Raw genomic sequence first — 15503 nt, forward strand, 5'->3', positions numbered from 1 at the left:
TCCTAGATTAAATAGTCTTGTCCGATTTTTTTAGCGTAAGCCTCTAGCATGGCATGCTCAAAATCATTGTTCGTTGCATACTGGTAGCCAAAGGTTTTACTCCAGAGTTCATGCGATTCCATACAGAGATAGAAAAAGACCTTGGAGTGCCATGGTTTGAAGCTCTCATAGGCATGCTTGAACATCTCTATCTTTGTCGTCTCCGGATAGGATGTCTTGCCGCTTGCATCTTCATGCGGAATCTGTGTTATTTTAGAGTGAAATTCACGCTCACGCAGCTGTTTTATAACAGGTTTGATGAACGTCAATGTTCCAAAGCTAACGAGAGCCACCTCTGACGGGTCGAATTGTAGTATAAGTTTTTCATATACCGCTTGATATTCGTCAAGATAACCGACATACTCGACTATAGGGTGAAAATGAAAACCGATTTTTATACCTTTGTCTGCAACGCGTCTTGCTGCACGCAGACGTTTGTCGAGTGAGGCTGTTAGGTGCTCTTCATTTTCTATGATAGTCGGGGTATTGAGACTCCAGGTGCAGAGTATGTTCTTTGGAACGTCGTTTTCAAGCAGGTAGCTGATATTGTCTGACTTGGTTTTAAACTCCAAAATGACATTTGGATATTTTCTTGCAAAGGCAAAAAGTGCATCGAGAACTCCTTCACGGTTGCCAAACATCAGCGAATCAGATGCTTGCCCTGTTCCAATGTGATAGGTCTTGTTCGGGTCGAGTTCTAAATTGAGCAGTTTGTCTTTAAAGCTGCTGTCAAAGGTTATGGTGTTTTGATTGTAAAAGCTTTGAATAGAACAGTATGAACAGTCAAATCCGCATGATTCGACCGCGTCAAGTGTCAAAAGATTACAGCAGCGTGTCTTTTCGCTCGCCACAGGGCACAGACCTAGTCCAAAACCCTCTTTTGCTTCTGTCTTAAAAGTGTACTTCTGCTCTTGTGGAATGTTTTTGAGTTCAAAATTTTCGTAAGAGTTTGGTGCATTGCGAATAGCTTCGTACTTCTCTCTGAGTTTTTTAAATGCAACTTTGCGTGAGGGGTGTTCAGGAAAGATCTCACTGATGCCTGCTTCATTCCACATCTCTAAATCACGGGCGATGTTGATTATTTGAATGAGTTCTTGGTGGGAAAATTTATACTTGAATGCCGCCTCACGGATGAACGATTGTTCATTTTGAGGCAGTTTGGAGAAAAATGTCTTAGTAATTGTATTGGTAAACTTTTCATTATAATTCATAAGCGAATTTTAGCAAAAAGTTCTTATTTTATAGGAATAACTTTCACTTTTGGTTTTTTGATCTCTGTTTTTGGAATGGTTATGCTTAGGATTCCATTTTCAAATTTTGTACTCAGCTTACTTTCGTCGATATTGTCAGGTAGTTGAATCTGCTTTTGAAAGCTTCCGTAAAAGATCTCTTTTTTTACATAATCTTTTGATTTTGCCTCTTTGGACTCTCTCTTTTCACCTTGGAGTGTCAAGATTTTGTCATTATCAATAGAGAGCTTGATGTTCTCTTTGTTAACGCCGGCAAGGTCAAACTTGATAGTAATCTGTTTAGCAGAATCCACTATGTCCATTCTCGGATAACCGATATTGTTCAACTTGGCACTTGTTAGATGAGATTCTATAAGTGAATTGAAGTATTTGTTCATTTGTGCAAAGTCAGCATCATAGGGATCTGTGACATTGTTTGCTGCATTGGCTGCACTCCCGAGTAAAGCTGCTGTAAAAAGTGATAGTAAGATTTTTTTCATAAAAGTGCTCCTTCTTTATCAGCACCTTTATTTGATGCTGATATTTTTAGTTTTTTTGGACTCTACTTTTTCTAATGTAAGGTAAAGTCTGCCATCTTCGAATTTCGCTTCTATCTTGTCTCTATCAATATTGTCAGAGAGGACAAAGCTGCGTGAGATGACTCCAAAGTTCGATTCGCGGAGGTAATAATCATCCTCTTTAACTTCATTTTTATATCTGCGCACTGCTGTGACAGTCAAGTAGTCATCTTCAACTTTCAATTCTATATCTTCTTTTTTAACACCAGGTAAATCAACTTCGATAGTGAATTTGTCATTATCGTGTTTTGCCAGGTTTGCCAGAGGCAAGTGTGAAGCTACATTGTTAAAAGTCTCTTTAACGACCTCCAAGCCTTTTTCAACTTTTTCTTCTGCTTTTTGTGCTACATCTTTTGTTGTTTTTACAATATCCATACTACACCTCCTAAAATTATTTGATCTCAATTTTTTTCGTAGAATCTTTAACTACTTTGAGTTTTGGAATGACAATTTCAAGTACACCGTCTTCGCTTTTTGCTTCGATGTTCTCTACATCTACCTTTTCAGGCAGTCTGAAGCTGCGTGAGAATGTTCCGTACGCACTCTCAACTCTATAGTAATCTTCTTCTTTTACTTCCTCACGTGTTTCACGTTTTCCTTTAATGGTAAGGACATTTTTATCGACATTTATCTCAACGTCCTCTTTTTTTACACCAGGAAGATCAACGTCGATGTAGTAGGCATCGTCACCTTCACGTGTATTTACATCAGGGGTAAAGTCAAAGACCTCTTTTGGTTCTTCTTGTTCAAACTGTTTGAAAAATTCGTTAAATAGATCGTATCTTCTGTCTCTTGTTACTAGCATGATAGACTCCTTAAAAATATTTATTTAACGAAATAATAATAAATTTAAAAAAGGAGTTTTGCTACTTAAGTAGCATTTGGGAGGCTTTTTCCTGAAGTTTTTTAAAGTTTGTGATTTTTATGTTGCGTCTGCCGGTTTCGATGAGGTTGTCCGCTTTTAGCTGTTTAAGACTGCGTTCGATGACGTGACGTACTGTCCCGAGAAGTTTTGCGATCTCTGAGTTTGAGAGATTTTGCAGCAGATGATATTTAAAGGGTTTGTTTGGATTGAGATTGTCTAAAAGCAGGTTGACGAGTCTGTCCTTTGTATCATAAAGTGCAAGATCAGTTGCAAGTTCTTCCGTGTGACGCATCTGTGCTGCGAGATAAGGAAAGAACTTCTGGTTGAATGTTCTATCGTTTTCGAGCCAGAAACGGACACGCTCTATGGGAAGTTGAAGAACTTTAGCGTCTTCTAGCACTTCATAAGCGACATCGTGAGGTTTATGATCTAGCAGTGAGATGACATCGAACATATCCCCGCGTTTATAGATAAAGATGGTCTGCTCTTTTGAATTTTCAAAATTGATCTGGTAGGTTTTTATGCGTCCATCGACAACGATGTAAAAATACTCAAGCAGATCATCAGGGAAAAAAGGCGATGCTCCTTTTTCAAATTCCAGAGGTTTTGCATATTTGTAAAATTCATCTTCAAAGGTCTGTGTCGTGTTGTTTAAAAGTTCTAATTGTTTTGAGTTGTTTTGCATGCTATAATTGTATCATATAAATAAGGATACACTAAAATGGAAGATGCAGAAAAACTCTTTTTAAATATGCTTTTACTTGTCAGTGCAAGTGCATATTGGTATGTAACAGGTCATTTTCTTCCTGCGGTGTTAGGTTATTTTGTTCTAGTGCTCTATTTTTACGATGAAACTTTTGCAATGCTGGATCTTGTTTTGAGCATATTGGCATTGCTGATGATTATCTATTTCTTTGTAGTTGATTATTACATTGATTCAAAGCCGGATGATTTTGCCCAGTATGGTTTCAGCGTTATCTATATGCTTGTCATCTTTTTTAAATCGCGTAGTATATTCAATGCTGATTGATTACTTTTCTTGAGTGTTTATAAATTCTGACACAGCTTCTTCATCCCCTTTAAAAATAATGGGAATAGAAGTTGTTTTAATCTGGTAATCATACATAGGATCATAATACTCATTTAATAGTCGCATTATCCACTCTTGATAAAGAGATTTAGCCTGCTTGCTTTCATGCTGGGTGTACGCCTTTTCAAACAACTCTTTTAGTTCTCTGTACCGTTGGTTTCCAAGTCGTTTTTTTATTCTGGAGAGTCCGGCATTGACATCTTCTGCCCATCTTTGTAAGGCTTCGTTGCCATAGACTTTTTCATAATCTTTAAGAGCAGATGTTACATACTCATCATAAGTTATTGCGGCACGTTTTTCAAGTGATGTTTCAAGTAGAATCAACTCTCCCTGCATAAAATTATTATAGACAGATTGCGGTATGAAAGCTTTTCCTATATTATGACTTTCATGTTCTATGACAAGTTTGTTGAAGTTTTTATGATGAAATTGTATAAGCTTATATGCCAGATTGTTTTCAAAATCAATCTGTGAGGGTTGGGCATTTACATAACTGCCAAAAGAAGAGCCGCGATGGTTCGCAATGCTTTCAAGATCGATAGTATTTCGAAGTTTTTTTAAGAGAATGGTTTTCCCGGAACCTGTTCTCCCGCCTAAGATAAGCGTAGATGTTTTGGCACTTATCTCTTCACTCTGCTGCATTAAAAAATTACGAAAAGCTTTATAACCGCCTTTGAGTCTTGTGATTGTAATACCGGTTTCATTCAGCCATTCTTGTGAAATTCCCGAACGCTGACCTCCGCGAAAACAGTAGAGCTTTGCATCGGGATTTTTATGTAAATATTCTTTCCATTGTGCCACTCTCTTTTCTTTGCCCTCATTTTTTATGAGTGACTCGGCTAATTTAACGGCGGCGGCATTGCCTTCTTCTTTATACTTCGTTCCTACGAGTCTGCGATCTTCATCATCGAGTATAGGCAGATTTGTCGCATTGATAAATTTCCCTTTGTTAAATTCAACAGGAGCGCGAACATCGAGCAGAGGTGTTTCATTAAGCACAATAGATAAAAAATCATCACTTAAAGGCAGCTGCAAACTATACGACCTCGATTAAATGTTTTGAACGTGGGGTGGTTCTTCCAATCGGGCTTAAATCAAGTCTCGCATTTTTTGTAATTTTTAAAAAGTCATCAACAGCATCTTTTCGCACGGCACACAGCAGTCCGCCGGAAGTCTGGGCATCACATAATATATCTTGCTGCTCAGGTGTCATCGGAGAGATCTTTTCGCCGTAACTTTCAAAGTTTCTACGTGTACCGCCGGGAACACAGCCCATTTGCAGGTACTTTTTAATATTTTTGAGTGTCGGTACTTTATCAAACTCTACAACTGCACTGATATTACTCCCTTCACATATCTCGCTTAAATGTCCAAGCAGACCGAAGCCGGTTACATCTGTGATGGCAGTTACACCCTCAAGCTGAGAAATCTCTGCGCCGATTTTGTTTAGCGTACACATGGCTTCAACGGCGACATCAATATCTCCATCAGCTATTTTTCCCTGCTTTTGCGCAGTTGTAAGAATTCCTATACCCAATGGTTTTGTCAAAAAGAGCTCACATTCACTCTCTGCTGTATCATTACGTTTGAGATGTTCGTTTTTTGCTATACCTGTAACGGCAAGTCCGAAAATAGGCTCAGGCGAATCTATGCTGTGCCCTCCGGCTAAAGGAATGCCGGCATCTTCACAAACTGAGCGACCGCCGTCAATCACTTCACGGGCCACATCGGCATCAAGCTTGTTGATGGGCCAGCCAAAGATGGCAATAGCCATGACAGGTTTGCCACCCATGGCATAAATGTCACTGATGGCATTGGTTGCAGCGATGCGTCCGAAAGTAAAAGGGTCATCTACGATTGGCATAAAAAAGTCGGTTGTACTTAGAACAGAAGTGCCGTTGCCTAAATCAAGCGCCGCGGCATCATCTTTTGTACTGTTACCGACTAAAAGCTCAGGGTAAACAATAGTTTCACGTGAGCTTTTTAAAATAGAATCAAGTAGTTTTGGAGAAATTTTACAGCCGCATCCTGCACCGTGGCTGTACTGTGTGAGTTTTATATCTTTCATAATGTATAATATCCTGAATTTAAGTTTTATATACTAGTCTTCTTTGTCTAAGAAGAAGATTAACAGGAGAGAAGATGCAGTCAAATATCATAGAAATACCAAATTATAAAAGAATAAATCTCAAGCATATAGTTTTAGACTACAACGGCACGATAGCCAAAGACGGTGTTTTAAAAGAAGAGATCAAAGAACTCCTAGTTACTTTGGCTCAGCACTATACATTACATGTGATTACGGCAGATACTTTTGGCAGTGTAAACAAAGAACTGCAGGATTTAGACTTGCATATTAAGATCTTACGCAGTCAAAATCACACCTTGGAAAAAGAGGACTATATTATTGAACTCAATGAAAGTCAATGTGCAGCTATCGGCAACGGCAATAATGATGCCAAAATGCTACAAAGTGCAGAAATAGGTATTTGTGTAATTGGCGATGAAGGGTGCAGCACAAAAAGTCTGCTTGCTTCAGACATAGCATGTAGGTCTATATCTGAGGCGCTTGAACTCTTTGTGTATCCTAAAAGATTAATCGCTACGCTTAGGGTATAAACTCCACGACTTCATCAAACGGCAGTCTGAGTTGTTTAGATTGTGGATTGAGTCTGTATCCAAATGGTAAGATGAGTGCCACTTGAAACTTTGTTGTGTCCAAATCCAATATCTCTTCAACTTTTTCTTTTTCAAAGCCTTCTATCGGGCAGGAGTCGATGCCAATAAAGGCAGCACCCGTCATCATGTTTGCTACGGCAATATAGGTCTGTCTCGTACTCCAGCAGTAGATATTTTCATCACTACTGAGTGTATTTGCCAAATGGCTTGCATAAAGACCCATGTACATATCAAGAGATTCCTGTGGCATCTCACGTCTTCTAAATCTTTTTTCAACCTCACCGGATTCTACTTTCAGGCTCTCAATGCCGGCAAGAACGATTACAAGATGGGAACATGAAGTGATCTGTACCTGATTCCAACACACCGGCCTGAGCTTGGCTTTGAGCTCTTCATTTGTTATCACTAAAAATTTCCATGCTTCCATACCGAATGACGATGGCGATTTCCTGCCGCACTCTAAAATAAAGTGCATATCCTCGTCACTTATCTTCTTTGTCTCATCAAAGATCTTACACGCATGGCGAAAGTTCATCGCATCCATAAATTTATTTTGCATTTTCACCCCTTTAATATGTCAATTTGCCATAAATTTCAAGACAGTTTCGTAAATGTTTTATAATCATAGCACAAACAGGAGTAGAGAGATGATTTTAGGAAAATGTCCCTATTGTGATGATGGTCAGATAGAGGTGCGTGATAAAGAGGTGCGAGGGAAGAAGGTAAAACTTTATGCCTGTTCCAACGCTCACTGGATGAGTGAAGACGGTGAGATGTACGAGCTGCGTGAGGACGCGACCTGCGGCTTTCGCATCTGGCAGAACTCTCTTGCAAAATACGGCAAATGGCTTTCATACAAAGAGGTGCGTGAGCTTTTGAGCGAAGGCGAGCTTGAGGTAGAACTGCTGAGTAAAAAATACGGTAAGAAAATCTACTATACCAAAACAATAATTCTTAATGAAGAGTACGGCGTAAGTGTACTTTGGGATTAATCAAGGCTTCCTTCATTTCTTATTCTTTGTTTGGTTGAGTTGGTCAATTTTTTGAACTACTTGAGTGATTTCTGGTTGGAGGTTTGGACACCTGTATTGTAAAAGTTTCATAATTACAGGAAAATTTGAAGTATCTTTAAAAAAACGCTCTTCTAAATATCTTGCTTGATAATTTGTATTGTTAATAATATGATTAAATATTTTATTTGAATTGTCTATCATAAAATATACATTTTTAGAATTGCATATTTCGACAGGAAGTTTTTGAATATTGTTTACAAAAGTATAATGTGCTAAAAAAGTTGTTTCTATAGCTATGACATCTGAGGTGTATTCAATATCCATAAATTTTCTGTCTTTTACTTGATTTATATATTTATTATATGCTAAATGATACTTGTCCAGCACTTGCTGTAAATTTTTTAAAACATTATGGTCAATAGCATATATTTCTGCTCGATCTTTATCTGTATTACCTATATATCTATCTGAATATTCTCCATAATAAAACCCAACCAAAATAGCCATAACTTTAAATCTAAAAGTTTTTCTCTCAGGAATATCGAAATAGACCTTCCCTTCCGGATAACGCATTATCATTCGGTAGATTGCATCATGCACTTTTGTAAACTCTTTTGGCGGTAGGTTTTCATAGGCCATAGAGTTGTCGTTTCTTGGAGGCACAAGCAGTCCGTAAATCTCTTTATAAAAAAGTGTCCACCATACTATGTCTTCCACACTGTCTTTTGGAAGAAGTGCGACACCTTTTTTAAAGTGATAGTTCATTTTCATCAGTAAAGGAGCCATTACAAAACTGTTGTAATCAAAATAGGGATGTAACTCTTTTATGTAGATACGATACTCCATCGCTTTTAAAAACTCTTCACTCGCTTTCGGGTTTTTGGACTTTTCAAGTGGGTACATTGTATGCACCTCTTTGTAAGTTCTTTCCTGCCATGTTGTAAAGAAGATGTAAACGCTCATAAGCAGTAAGCCCATCAGTGCTAGAATAATTTTATTTTTATGTTTTTTTATCATCTTATGTAACTTCACTGAAAAGAAAAATTATTATATCTTGTTTGTTGATATTTTAAAAGCAATTTAGATAACACGGCATAATACTGTAAGAATGATTTTGGATGAATTTCGCTAAAATTAATCTATGTTACAGCAGTATCAAGAAGCGATTGAAAACAGCAATATTGTCTCTAAAACCGATGTAAACGGCATCATTACTTTTGTGAATGATGAGTTTTGCAAGATATCGGGTTACTCCAAAGAGGAGCTGCTTGGGAAAAATCATAATATTGTCAGACATCCTGATGTTCCCGCTTCAAAATTCAAACTCCTTTGGCAGACCATAAAAGCTAAAAAGATCTACAAAGCTACTGTAAAAAACCGTGCCAAAGACGGCTCTACATTTTATGTCAACACGACAGTCATTCCCATTTTAGATGAAAAAGATATGATCCAGGAGTTCATAGCGATCCGTTATGATGTGACCAAAGAGGTATTTTACCGGGAGTCTTTGGAAAAAAAAGAGCTCGAACTCGAAGAGCTGAACCGCGGACTTGAAAAAAGAGTCGAAGAAAAAACAAAGGAGTTAAAAGAGCTTAATGAGACACTTGAAAGGCGTGTCAAAAAGGAGATAGCAAAGAACGAGGAGAAGCAGAAGGTCATGTTCTGGCAGTCACGATTTGCGTCCATGGGAGAGATGATTGCCAACATTGCCCATCAGTGGCGACAACCGCTGACAGAGTTGAATCTAACACTCTTTTCTCTGAAAAAAGCGGCTTTGGATGGAGATAAGGAAGCGGTAGATGCACTTTATAATGATGGCAAAGTGCTTATAAAAAATATGTCCAATACCATAGAAGACTTCTCGAATTTTTTTAAGCCTGAAAAAGAGAAACAGCCTTTCTTGTTGCGTGAGAGTATTGAAGAGGCACTTCATATCTTAAAACGAGTACTTAAACGCGATATGATACAGGTAAAAACAAGCTATGAAGATGTGCAGATTCTTGGTATTTCAAACGAGTTCACGCAGGTCATTGTCAATCTTTTGAAAAACTCCCGTGATGCTTTTGTGGAGAAAAGTATTCTGATCCGTGAGATAGACATCCAGATAAAAAGCGATAACGGGTTTGCTTATGTGTGGATCACGGATAATGCCGGCGGCATCAAAGAAAAAGAGCGCTATAAGATATTTGAGCCTTATTTCACAACCAAGCATGCGTCTCAGGGAACGGGGCTTGGTCTTTTTATGTCAAAGATGATCTGTGAAAAAGGGTTTAACGCTTCACTCGATGTCAGCTCAAAAAAAGGTATGACGACTTTTAAGATAAAAATCCCTCTGGAGACAAAAAATGCGCAGTAAATTTTTAAAAACACTCAGGGTGCTTCTTGTCGAGGATGAAGAGAAACTCTCACAACTGCTAAAAAATGCCATTGGTGATAGTTTTTACAAGTTTAGTGTCGCGCATGACGGAGAAGAGGGTTTGGAGCTTTTTGAAAAGATAGAGCCTGATATTGTCATTACCGATATCATGATGCCAAAAATTACAGGACTTGAGATGGCTAAGAAGATAAAAGCCATAGATAGAAATGTTCCCATCATCATATTGAGTGCTTTTAGTGATACGGAGAAGTTTTTGGATGCCATTGATGTAGGTGTCGTGAAGTATTTTATAAAACCTTTTGACCCTGATGAACTTTTGGATTACATCAAGTCTTTGGAAGGTTTTTTCGGGGAACGTTCACTCTCATTACATGGAGAGTTTACCTACAATAAAAGTAAAAGAACACTCTACAAAAAGGGTAGATACATTGCTTTGACAAAGAAAGAAAAAGAGTTTTTGCAACTGTTGATTGAGAATCATAGTGAGGGCGTATTGATTGTCGATGATGCAAAGATAAAAGAGTTGTTATGGGATAGCGATGCCACTGATGCGAGGCTGCGGACTTTCGTTCGGCGTCTGCGTGAGAAGACCTCAAAAGATCTTGTTAAAAATGTCAAAGGAGAGGGCTACCAGATAGTGGTAGCCTGAGATATGAATTATTTTGTATAAAGATCTGTACTTGGATGGTATGGTTTTGTGATGGATGGTTTTTTTACCGTTTTTGTATCGTAGTGAACGATATTTTCTGCCTGTGCGGCAACGAATGCAAATGTTAGTGCTAATACGATTTTTGTCATATTTTTTCCTTTATATGGTAAGTTTTTTTGATATTTTTTAAATAAGACAATTTTTGTCCGATTTAAAACTTGGCAGAATGATATCAAGTTATTTTTGTAAAAAAGTTGATATATATCAAGAAATTGATTTTATCGCCAAATGATATTTTTGGCTTCTAACAGCAGTGATTTATCAAAATTTTTTTTAGCTTGTTTGAGGTCGCCGATGTTGTTTTGGGTCTCGCGAAAATCTTGAATGAAGTATGGCTGTTCATATCCTCTTGAGTGTAAATCTTTTATGATGGAATTGATGTCATGCTCATCCAAAAGATCTGCATGCAGAGTGGTGCGTACCTCAAACTTTACATCCGATGCCATAAGCAGGTCAAGTGTTTGAGAAAACTCTCTGTATTTTCTAGAATGGGTTATTTGCTCAAATTTGTCTGCAGGTGCTTTGTAATCAAGGGCTATATAATCTATGAGTTTGGCTTCAAGCAGTTTTTGCATCATTTGAGGATTGGTGCCGTTGGTGTCGAGTTTGATTAAAAATCCAAGTGCTTTGATAGCTTGGCAAAAGGGCTGGAGTTGATGAAGTGTTGCTTCACCTCCGGAGAGAACGACGCCTTCTAGCAGATTGACTCTGCTGCGTAGAAAGTCCAGTGCATCTTCAAATGTGTAATTACCGCTCTTTGCAAAGACAATATCTTTGTTATAGCAGTAATCACACCGCATATTGCATCCGCTGAACCAAAAAATAGCAGCGAGATGGTTAGGATAATCGAGATGCGTGAACTTCGTTATATCATAGATGACTTTATCGTTCTTTGAATTGAACCCGCTGTCTGTGTTCACCTGTTTTCCCTATGTTAAAGCTCTCAACAGGTCTATGGTAACCCATAACTCTTGTGTAGACAATACACTTTTGACGTTTACTCTCTAAAAGCATTAAAATATCTTCTTTACTCATGATACACTCCTTAAATCTAGGTTTTCGTACTTCGCAAACAACTCTTCGTCGCATTTTGGACAGTATTCATGCTCTCCTGCAATGTAACCGTGCTTCGGACAGACGGAGAAGAGCGGTGTCACTGTGATGTATGGAAGCTGAAAGTTTGAGATGACATTTTTGACAAGTTTTCGGCAGGCCTCGGTTGAGCTGACTTTTTCCTGCATATAAAGATGCAGAACTGTTCCCCCTGTGTACTTTGTTTGCAGTTCATCTTGAAGTTCTAATGCTTCAAATGGATCATCGGTATAGTCAACCGGAATCTGTGAGGAGTTTGTGTAGTAGATGTTCTCTCCTGCACCTGCCTGAATTATCTTGTCACCAAAGCGTTTTTTATCCTCTTTTGCAAATCTGTATGTCGTTCCCTCGGCAGGAGTTGCTTCAAGGTTATAGAGATTGCCAGTCTCTTCTTGAAATGCTACCATACGCTCACGCATATGATCGAGCACATCAACGGCGAGTTCTTTTCCTGGTTCTGTTGTGATATCTTCCCATTTATCGGTGAAGTTTAAAATCATCTCATTGATACCGTTGACACCGATGGTTGAAAAATGGTTTTTAAATCCGGGAAGGTATCTTTTCGTATAAGGAAAAAGTCCTCTGTCATACATCTCCTGAATGAAGACGCGTTTTTTCTCGAGTGTCGATTTTGCATGTTCCATCAGTTCATCGAGCCTCTGAAGAAGTCCTTCTTTGTCCTTTTTATACAAAAACCCAAGCCGTGCCATATTGATGGTGACAACACCGATGCTTCCTGTCATCTCTGCAGAGCCAAATAGGCCACCGCCTCGTTTAAGCAGTTCTCTTAAATCAAGCTGTAGTCTACAACACATACTGCGGACATGTCCGGGTTTGTATGCTTCTTCATTGGGTATTAAATGACCGTTTTCATCGCGTTTAAATTGGCTCCCTATGAAATTTTGAAAGTAGGAAGAGCCAATTTTTGCCGTATTTTCAAACAGCAGGTCTGTATTTTCGCCGTACCAGTCAAAATCTTCTGTGATATTGACGGTAGGTATAGGAAATGTAAAGGGTTGGCCGGTTTTATCCCCCTCTGTCATAACCTCATAGTAAGCTTTGTTAATCATGTTCATCTCTTCTTGAAAATGTTTGTATGTCATATCTGTGAGAGAAGCTACGCCTCGCTCTTGTGCTTTGAATCTTAGATCGGCATCATCTATATCCTCAAAGAGATGTCTTTGCTTACTTGTTGGAATCTGGTCTCTCAAATCTTGAGGGACGTTCCAATCGATTGTGATGTTTGTAAAAGGTGATTGTCCCCATCGTGCAGGAACGTTAAGGTTATATATGAAACTTCGAACAGTTTTCTTTACCTCCTTATAGTCAAGTTGGTCTTTAAATAGATAAGGTGCCAGATAGGTGTCAAAAGAGGAAAAAGCCTGTGCTCCCGCCCATTCGCTTTGCAAAATTCCCAAGAAATTCGCCATTTGTCCAAGAGCTTCCCGAAAGTGTTTGGGTGCACTGCTTTCTACTCTTCCTCGCACACCGTTAAATCCTTCATCCAGAAGAACACGAAGACTCCAGCCGGCACAGTAGCCGGTCAAGCAGTCAAGGTCATGTATGTGATAGTCCCCATTTCTATGTGCATACCCTTCTTCTTTTGAGTAGATTTTATCCAGCCAATAATTTGCGATCACTTTTCCTGCAGTATTGTTTACAAGTCCTGCATTGGAGTAGCCCGTGTTAGAGTTTGCTTTGATTCTCCAGTCACTGCCATTTATATACTCCTCAATGGTCTGTGTAGAGTTGATGTAGGTTGTATCTTCATCAAGCAGATTGTCTCTTTGCATCTTATGCATATGACGATAGAGTATAAAAGAACGCATAACATCAAAGTATCTGTTCTTGTATAGCTCATATTCGATCATATCCTGAACGTCTTCAACAGCAACAGCACGCTTATGGTCGAGTTTTTCTAAAACATTGATATAGACAGCTTCATCATAAGCAACATTTTCACTCTCAAATGCTTTTTTAATGGCATCTTCGATTTTGTATGAAAGAAATTGCTTGTATGTTCCATCGCGTTTTAAGATATACTCAACCATAAACTACTCCTAAAGTGATGTCAGCAGTTTATAGCATCTCGCGTTAAAGAGCCATAATAATTTCTGTCACTTTTGTGTCACTTTTGCTGTTGCGAGAGCGGATATTTATTAGTACTGTACGCAGATATTTTTTTTCTTTCCTTTTGCCTGATAGAGAGCTTTGTCTGCATTTTCAATCAACTCTTGAATAGTTGAGTTGCTAGTTATATTAAGCGTGGCTACACCTACACTGATTGTTACAACCGGCGTGTTAGAGACAGGATGAGGTAAAGCAAGAGTCTGGATATTTGTGACAATATTTTGTCCAAGTTGAAGAGCCTCTTCTTTGTCTGCATAAACGATAACCGCAAACTCTTCCCCGCCGTATCTGCATGGGATGTCACTCAATCGGCTGCATGAGTTTTTAATAGCTTTTGCTACTTGTCGAAGACATTCATCTCCTGCATAGTGCCCAAGTGAGTCATTGTAGGCTTTGAAATTGTCTATATCACACATAATGAGAGATAAAGGATGCTTCTCACGCAGTGCCAGATTAAATAAAAATTTTAATTGTGTATCAAATTCTCTGCGATTGTTTAAGTCGGTTAAAAAATCGGTTTTCGCTATTTTCAGTAATTCTTTACTGACTATTTTCGGTTCGATAAGGCCAAATAGAAGTGCTGCTTTCTCCTCCGTATCTTTAAGCAATATCTTTGCACGGCTTGAATAGTAGAGTGTCTCTTGTGAATCAGGATTATAATAGGGAAATGTATTTGAATACTCTTCCACTTTTCCTTCACGCAGTGCTTTGTATTCATCAAATATCTGTTTTGCCGCAGCATCATCCTTAATGGCTATATATTTGTTGTAGTCACCTGCAATGGGACATGTTTCATTGACGGAGTGTTGTATACGGTCGGGATCAAGTGAAAATGTTTGAGACATTACGTCATTACAGTAAAAAATATCGGGATCGTCTTCAAGATCAATTAACCACCATGAAAGGTCTGAAAAGTTTAGAAGTTGTTGATAAAGTGTATAAAACTCTTCTACTCGTTTGTTTGGGAACATGCTTTTACTTTATAATATTATTGCATTTTTTATTTATCTCTGAATTATAGCACTTAATAGATAAATAGTACTTCAGGGTAATGCTTAATAAAATTTTTACATTTGTTTTGGTATAATTCCAATCCGCTTTACTGTTTTAACAGAGAAAAAGAGTATTTCTATCTTTATATATAATGTATAGATAAAAGTATTGGCAGGGGTTTGAGAGCCTGTGCCTGAAAACAGTAAAGACAATATAGACAAGGACTTACGATGAAAGTAAGAGCTTCAGTAAAGAAAATGTGTGATGACTGTAAAGTTATCAAAAGAAGAGGGATTGTAAGAGTAATCTGCAAAAACCCTAAACATAAACAGAGACAAGGATAATCATGGCTCGTATAGCTGGTGTTGATTTACCTAAGAAAAAAAGAATAGAGTATGGTCTAACATACGTCTATGGGATCGGTCTTCATACTGCTCGTCAAATATTAGACGCAACAGGTATTGACTATAACAAAAGAGTTTTTGAATTAAGTGAAGAAGATGTAGCTGCAATTACAAAAGAGATCCGTGAAAACCATATGGTTGAAGGTGATTTACGTAAAAAAGTTGCAATGGATATTAAAGCACTTATGGATTTAGGATCATACAGAGGTCTTCGTCACCGTCGTGGTCTTCCATGTCGTGGTCAAAAAACTAAGACAAATGCGCGTACTCGTAAGGGTAAACGTAAAACTGTCGGCGCAGCGTAA

General features: G+C 38.3%; 21 protein-coding genes. 7 read left to right on the forward strand and 14 right to left on the reverse strand.

Annotated features, from left to right (window positions below; genetic code table 11):
- Positions 1-2 precede the first annotated feature (2 nt).
- The 5 genes from FM071_RS01030 to FM071_RS01050 form a co-directional block, all read right to left on the reverse strand.
- Entirely contained in the window at positions 3-1250 is a 1248-nt protein-coding gene (locus FM071_RS01030) for an SPL family radical SAM protein (protein ID WP_193111201.1), read from the reverse strand.
- A gap of 23 nt (positions 1251-1273) precedes the next feature.
- Entirely contained in the window at positions 1274-1768 is a 495-nt protein-coding gene (locus tag FM071_RS01035) for an Hsp20/alpha crystallin family protein (protein ID WP_193111203.1), read from the reverse strand.
- Positions 1769-1795: 27 nt separating this feature from the next.
- Entirely contained in the window at positions 1796-2221 is a 426-nt protein-coding gene (locus tag FM071_RS01040) for an Hsp20/alpha crystallin family protein (RefSeq protein WP_193111204.1), read from the reverse strand.
- A gap of 16 nt (positions 2222-2237) precedes the next feature.
- Positions 2238-2651, reverse strand: coding sequence for an Hsp20/alpha crystallin family protein (locus FM071_RS01045; RefSeq protein WP_193111206.1), 414 nt, complete (start codon positions 2649-2651; stop codon positions 2238-2240).
- 61 nt (positions 2652-2712) lie between these two features.
- Positions 2713-3396 (reverse strand): Crp/Fnr family transcriptional regulator, encoded by a 684-nt coding sequence (locus FM071_RS01050; RefSeq protein ID WP_193111207.1) that lies wholly within the window; start codon positions 3394-3396, stop codon positions 2713-2715.
- Between the two features lie 36 nt (positions 3397-3432).
- On the opposite strand from FM071_RS01050, the gene FM071_RS01055 reads away from it, so the two are divergent.
- Positions 3433-3741 carry a hypothetical protein gene (locus FM071_RS01055; RefSeq protein WP_193111208.1) on the forward strand — a complete coding sequence of 103 codons (309 nt, stop codon included), beginning with the start codon at positions 3433-3435 and terminating at the stop codon, positions 3739-3741.
- Here the strand turns inward: FM071_RS01055 and mnmH are convergent, their stop codons facing one another.
- Positions 3742-4836 carry a tRNA 2-selenouridine(34) synthase MnmH gene (gene mnmH / locus FM071_RS01060; protein ID WP_193111209.1) on the reverse strand — a complete coding sequence of 365 codons (1095 nt, stop codon included), beginning with the start codon at positions 4834-4836 and terminating at the stop codon, positions 3742-3744. It lies immediately after the preceding gene.
- Position 4837: 1 nt separating this feature from the next.
- Entirely contained in the window at positions 4838-5869 is a 1032-nt protein-coding gene (selD, locus tag FM071_RS01065) for a selenide, water dikinase SelD (protein WP_226960544.1), read from the reverse strand.
- 74 nt (positions 5870-5943) lie between these two features.
- Here selD and FM071_RS01070 point away from each other — a divergent pair, with 74 nt between their 5' ends.
- Complete coding sequence (locus FM071_RS01070; RefSeq protein WP_193111210.1) at positions 5944-6420, forward strand: HAD family hydrolase; 477 nt, start codon at positions 5944-5946, stop codon at positions 6418-6420.
- On the opposite strand, the gene FM071_RS01075 is transcribed toward FM071_RS01070, so the two are convergent.
- Positions 6410-7039, reverse strand: a complete 630-nt coding sequence (locus tag FM071_RS01075; protein ID WP_193111211.1) for an NAD(P)H-dependent oxidoreductase — start codon at positions 7037-7039, stop codon at positions 6410-6412. The genes FM071_RS01070 and FM071_RS01075 overlap by 11 nt on opposite strands.
- Before the next feature lie 88 nt (positions 7040-7127).
- On the opposite strand from FM071_RS01075, the gene FM071_RS01080 reads away from it, so the two are divergent.
- A complete protein-coding gene (locus tag FM071_RS01080; RefSeq protein WP_193111212.1) occupies positions 7128-7472 on the forward strand; it encodes a hypothetical protein in 345 nt (114 codons plus the stop codon).
- 12 nt (positions 7473-7484) lie between these two features.
- Here the strand turns inward: FM071_RS01080 and FM071_RS01085 are convergent, their stop codons facing one another.
- A complete protein-coding gene (locus FM071_RS01085; RefSeq protein ID WP_193111213.1) occupies positions 7485-8510 on the reverse strand; it encodes a hypothetical protein in 1026 nt (341 codons plus the stop codon).
- 124 nt (positions 8511-8634) lie between these two features.
- Here FM071_RS01085 and FM071_RS01090 point away from each other — a divergent pair, with 124 nt between their 5' ends.
- Together FM071_RS01090 and FM071_RS01095 are read left to right on the forward strand one after the other, a co-directional pair.
- Positions 8635-9849, forward strand: coding sequence for a PAS domain-containing sensor histidine kinase (locus tag FM071_RS01090; protein ID WP_193111214.1), 1215 nt, complete (start codon positions 8635-8637; stop codon positions 9847-9849).
- Positions 9839-10519: a response regulator transcription factor gene (locus FM071_RS01095; protein ID WP_193111215.1), complete on the forward strand. Its 681-nt coding sequence runs from the start codon at positions 9839-9841 to the stop codon at positions 10517-10519. The genes FM071_RS01090 and FM071_RS01095 overlap by 11 nt, the downstream gene beginning before the upstream one ends.
- 8 nt (positions 10520-10527) lie before the next feature.
- Here FM071_RS01095 and FM071_RS01100 read toward each other — a convergent pair whose 3' ends face one another.
- The 5 genes from FM071_RS01100 to FM071_RS01120 all read right to left on the reverse strand — a co-directional run bounded on the left by FM071_RS01100 (position 10528) and on the right by FM071_RS01120 (position 14772).
- Positions 10528-10668, reverse strand: coding sequence for a hypothetical protein (locus tag FM071_RS01100; RefSeq protein ID WP_193111216.1), 141 nt, complete (start codon positions 10666-10668; stop codon positions 10528-10530).
- A gap of 129 nt (positions 10669-10797) precedes the next feature.
- A complete protein-coding gene (locus FM071_RS01105) occupies positions 10798-11499 on the reverse strand; it encodes an anaerobic ribonucleoside-triphosphate reductase activating protein (protein ID WP_193111217.1) in 702 nt (233 codons plus the stop codon).
- On the reverse strand, positions 11462-11614 hold the full coding sequence (nrdD, locus tag FM071_RS10780; protein WP_193111218.1) for an anaerobic ribonucleoside-triphosphate reductase: 153 nt from the start codon (positions 11612-11614) through the stop codon (positions 11462-11464). The genes FM071_RS01105 and nrdD overlap by 38 nt, the downstream gene beginning before the upstream one ends.
- Complete coding sequence (locus tag FM071_RS01115; protein WP_193111219.1) at positions 11611-13722, reverse strand: ribonucleoside triphosphate reductase; 2112 nt, start codon at positions 13720-13722, stop codon at positions 11611-11613. Before FM071_RS01115 ends, nrdD begins: the two co-directional genes overlap by 4 nt.
- A 108-nt stretch (positions 13723-13830) precedes the next feature.
- Positions 13831-14772 (reverse strand): diguanylate cyclase, encoded by a 942-nt coding sequence (locus FM071_RS01120; protein WP_193111220.1) that lies wholly within the window; start codon positions 14770-14772, stop codon positions 13831-13833.
- 252 nt (positions 14773-15024) lie between these two features.
- Between FM071_RS01120 and rpmJ the strand changes: the two genes are divergently transcribed.
- A complete protein-coding gene (gene rpmJ / locus FM071_RS01125; RefSeq protein ID WP_041675103.1) occupies positions 15025-15138 on the forward strand; it encodes a 50S ribosomal protein L36 in 114 nt (37 codons plus the stop codon).
- Between the two features lie 2 nt (positions 15139-15140).
- Positions 15141-15503 (forward strand): 30S ribosomal protein S13, encoded by a 363-nt coding sequence (gene rpsM, locus FM071_RS01130; RefSeq protein WP_193111221.1) that lies wholly within the window; start codon positions 15141-15143, stop codon positions 15501-15503.

Origin of the sequence: Sulfurimonas paralvinellae, from assembly GCF_014905135.1 — a bacterium.
Classification (GTDB): Bacteria; Campylobacterota; Campylobacteria; order Campylobacterales; family Sulfurimonadaceae; genus Sulfurimonas; species Sulfurimonas paralvinellae.

Excerpts from the sequence above, each read along its gene's own strand:
- FM071_RS01040 (WP_193111204.1), bottom strand. The coding sequence starts at position 2,221 with ATGGATATTGTAAAAACAACAAAAGATGTAGCACAAAAAGCAGAAGAA.
- FM071_RS01100 (WP_193111216.1), bottom strand. The coding sequence starts at position 10,668 with ATGACAAAAATCGTATTAGCACTAACATTTGCATTCGTTGCCGCACAG.
- FM071_RS01115 (WP_193111219.1), bottom strand. The coding sequence starts at position 13,722 with ATGGTTGAGTATATCTTAAAACGCGATGGAACATACAAGCAATTTCTT.
- FM071_RS01090 (WP_193111214.1), top strand. The coding sequence starts at position 8,635 with ATGTTACAGCAGTATCAAGAAGCGATTGAAAACAGCAATATTGTCTCT.
- selD (WP_226960544.1), bottom strand. The coding sequence starts at position 5,869 with ATGAAAGATATAAAACTCACACAGTACAGCCACGGTGCAGGATGCGGC.
- FM071_RS01070 (WP_193111210.1), top strand. The coding sequence starts at position 5,944 with ATGCAGTCAAATATCATAGAAATACCAAATTATAAAAGAATAAATCTC.
- FM071_RS01055 (WP_193111208.1), top strand. The coding sequence starts at position 3,433 with ATGGAAGATGCAGAAAAACTCTTTTTAAATATGCTTTTACTTGTCAGT.
- FM071_RS01075 (WP_193111211.1), bottom strand. The coding sequence starts at position 7,039 with ATGCAAAATAAATTTATGGATGCGATGAACTTTCGCCATGCGTGTAAG.
- FM071_RS01080 (WP_193111212.1), top strand. The coding sequence starts at position 7,128 with ATGATTTTAGGAAAATGTCCCTATTGTGATGATGGTCAGATAGAGGTG.
- rpmJ (WP_041675103.1), top strand. The coding sequence starts at position 15,025 with ATGAAAGTAAGAGCTTCAGTAAAGAAAATGTGTGATGACTGTAAAGTT.
- FM071_RS01120 (WP_193111220.1), bottom strand. The coding sequence starts at position 14,772 with ATGTTCCCAAACAAACGAGTAGAAGAGTTTTATACACTTTATCAACAA.
- FM071_RS01085 (WP_193111213.1), bottom strand. The coding sequence starts at position 8,510 with ATGATAAAAAAACATAAAAATAAAATTATTCTAGCACTGATGGGCTTA.
- FM071_RS01095 (WP_193111215.1), top strand. The coding sequence starts at position 9,839 with ATGCGCAGTAAATTTTTAAAAACACTCAGGGTGCTTCTTGTCGAGGAT.
- rpsM (WP_193111221.1), top strand. The coding sequence starts at position 15,141 with ATGGCTCGTATAGCTGGTGTTGATTTACCTAAGAAAAAAAGAATAGAG.
- FM071_RS01045 (WP_193111206.1), bottom strand. The coding sequence starts at position 2,651 with ATGCTAGTAACAAGAGACAGAAGATACGATCTATTTAACGAATTTTTC.
- nrdD (WP_193111218.1), bottom strand. The coding sequence starts at position 11,614 with ATGAGTAAAGAAGATATTTTAATGCTTTTAGAGAGTAAACGTCAAAAG.
- FM071_RS01035 (WP_193111203.1), bottom strand. The coding sequence starts at position 1,768 with ATGAAAAAAATCTTACTATCACTTTTTACAGCAGCTTTACTCGGGAGT.
- FM071_RS01030 (WP_193111201.1), bottom strand. The coding sequence starts at position 1,250 with ATGAATTATAATGAAAAGTTTACCAATACAATTACTAAGACATTTTTC.
- FM071_RS01050 (WP_193111207.1), bottom strand. The coding sequence starts at position 3,396 with ATGCAAAACAACTCAAAACAATTAGAACTTTTAAACAACACGACACAG.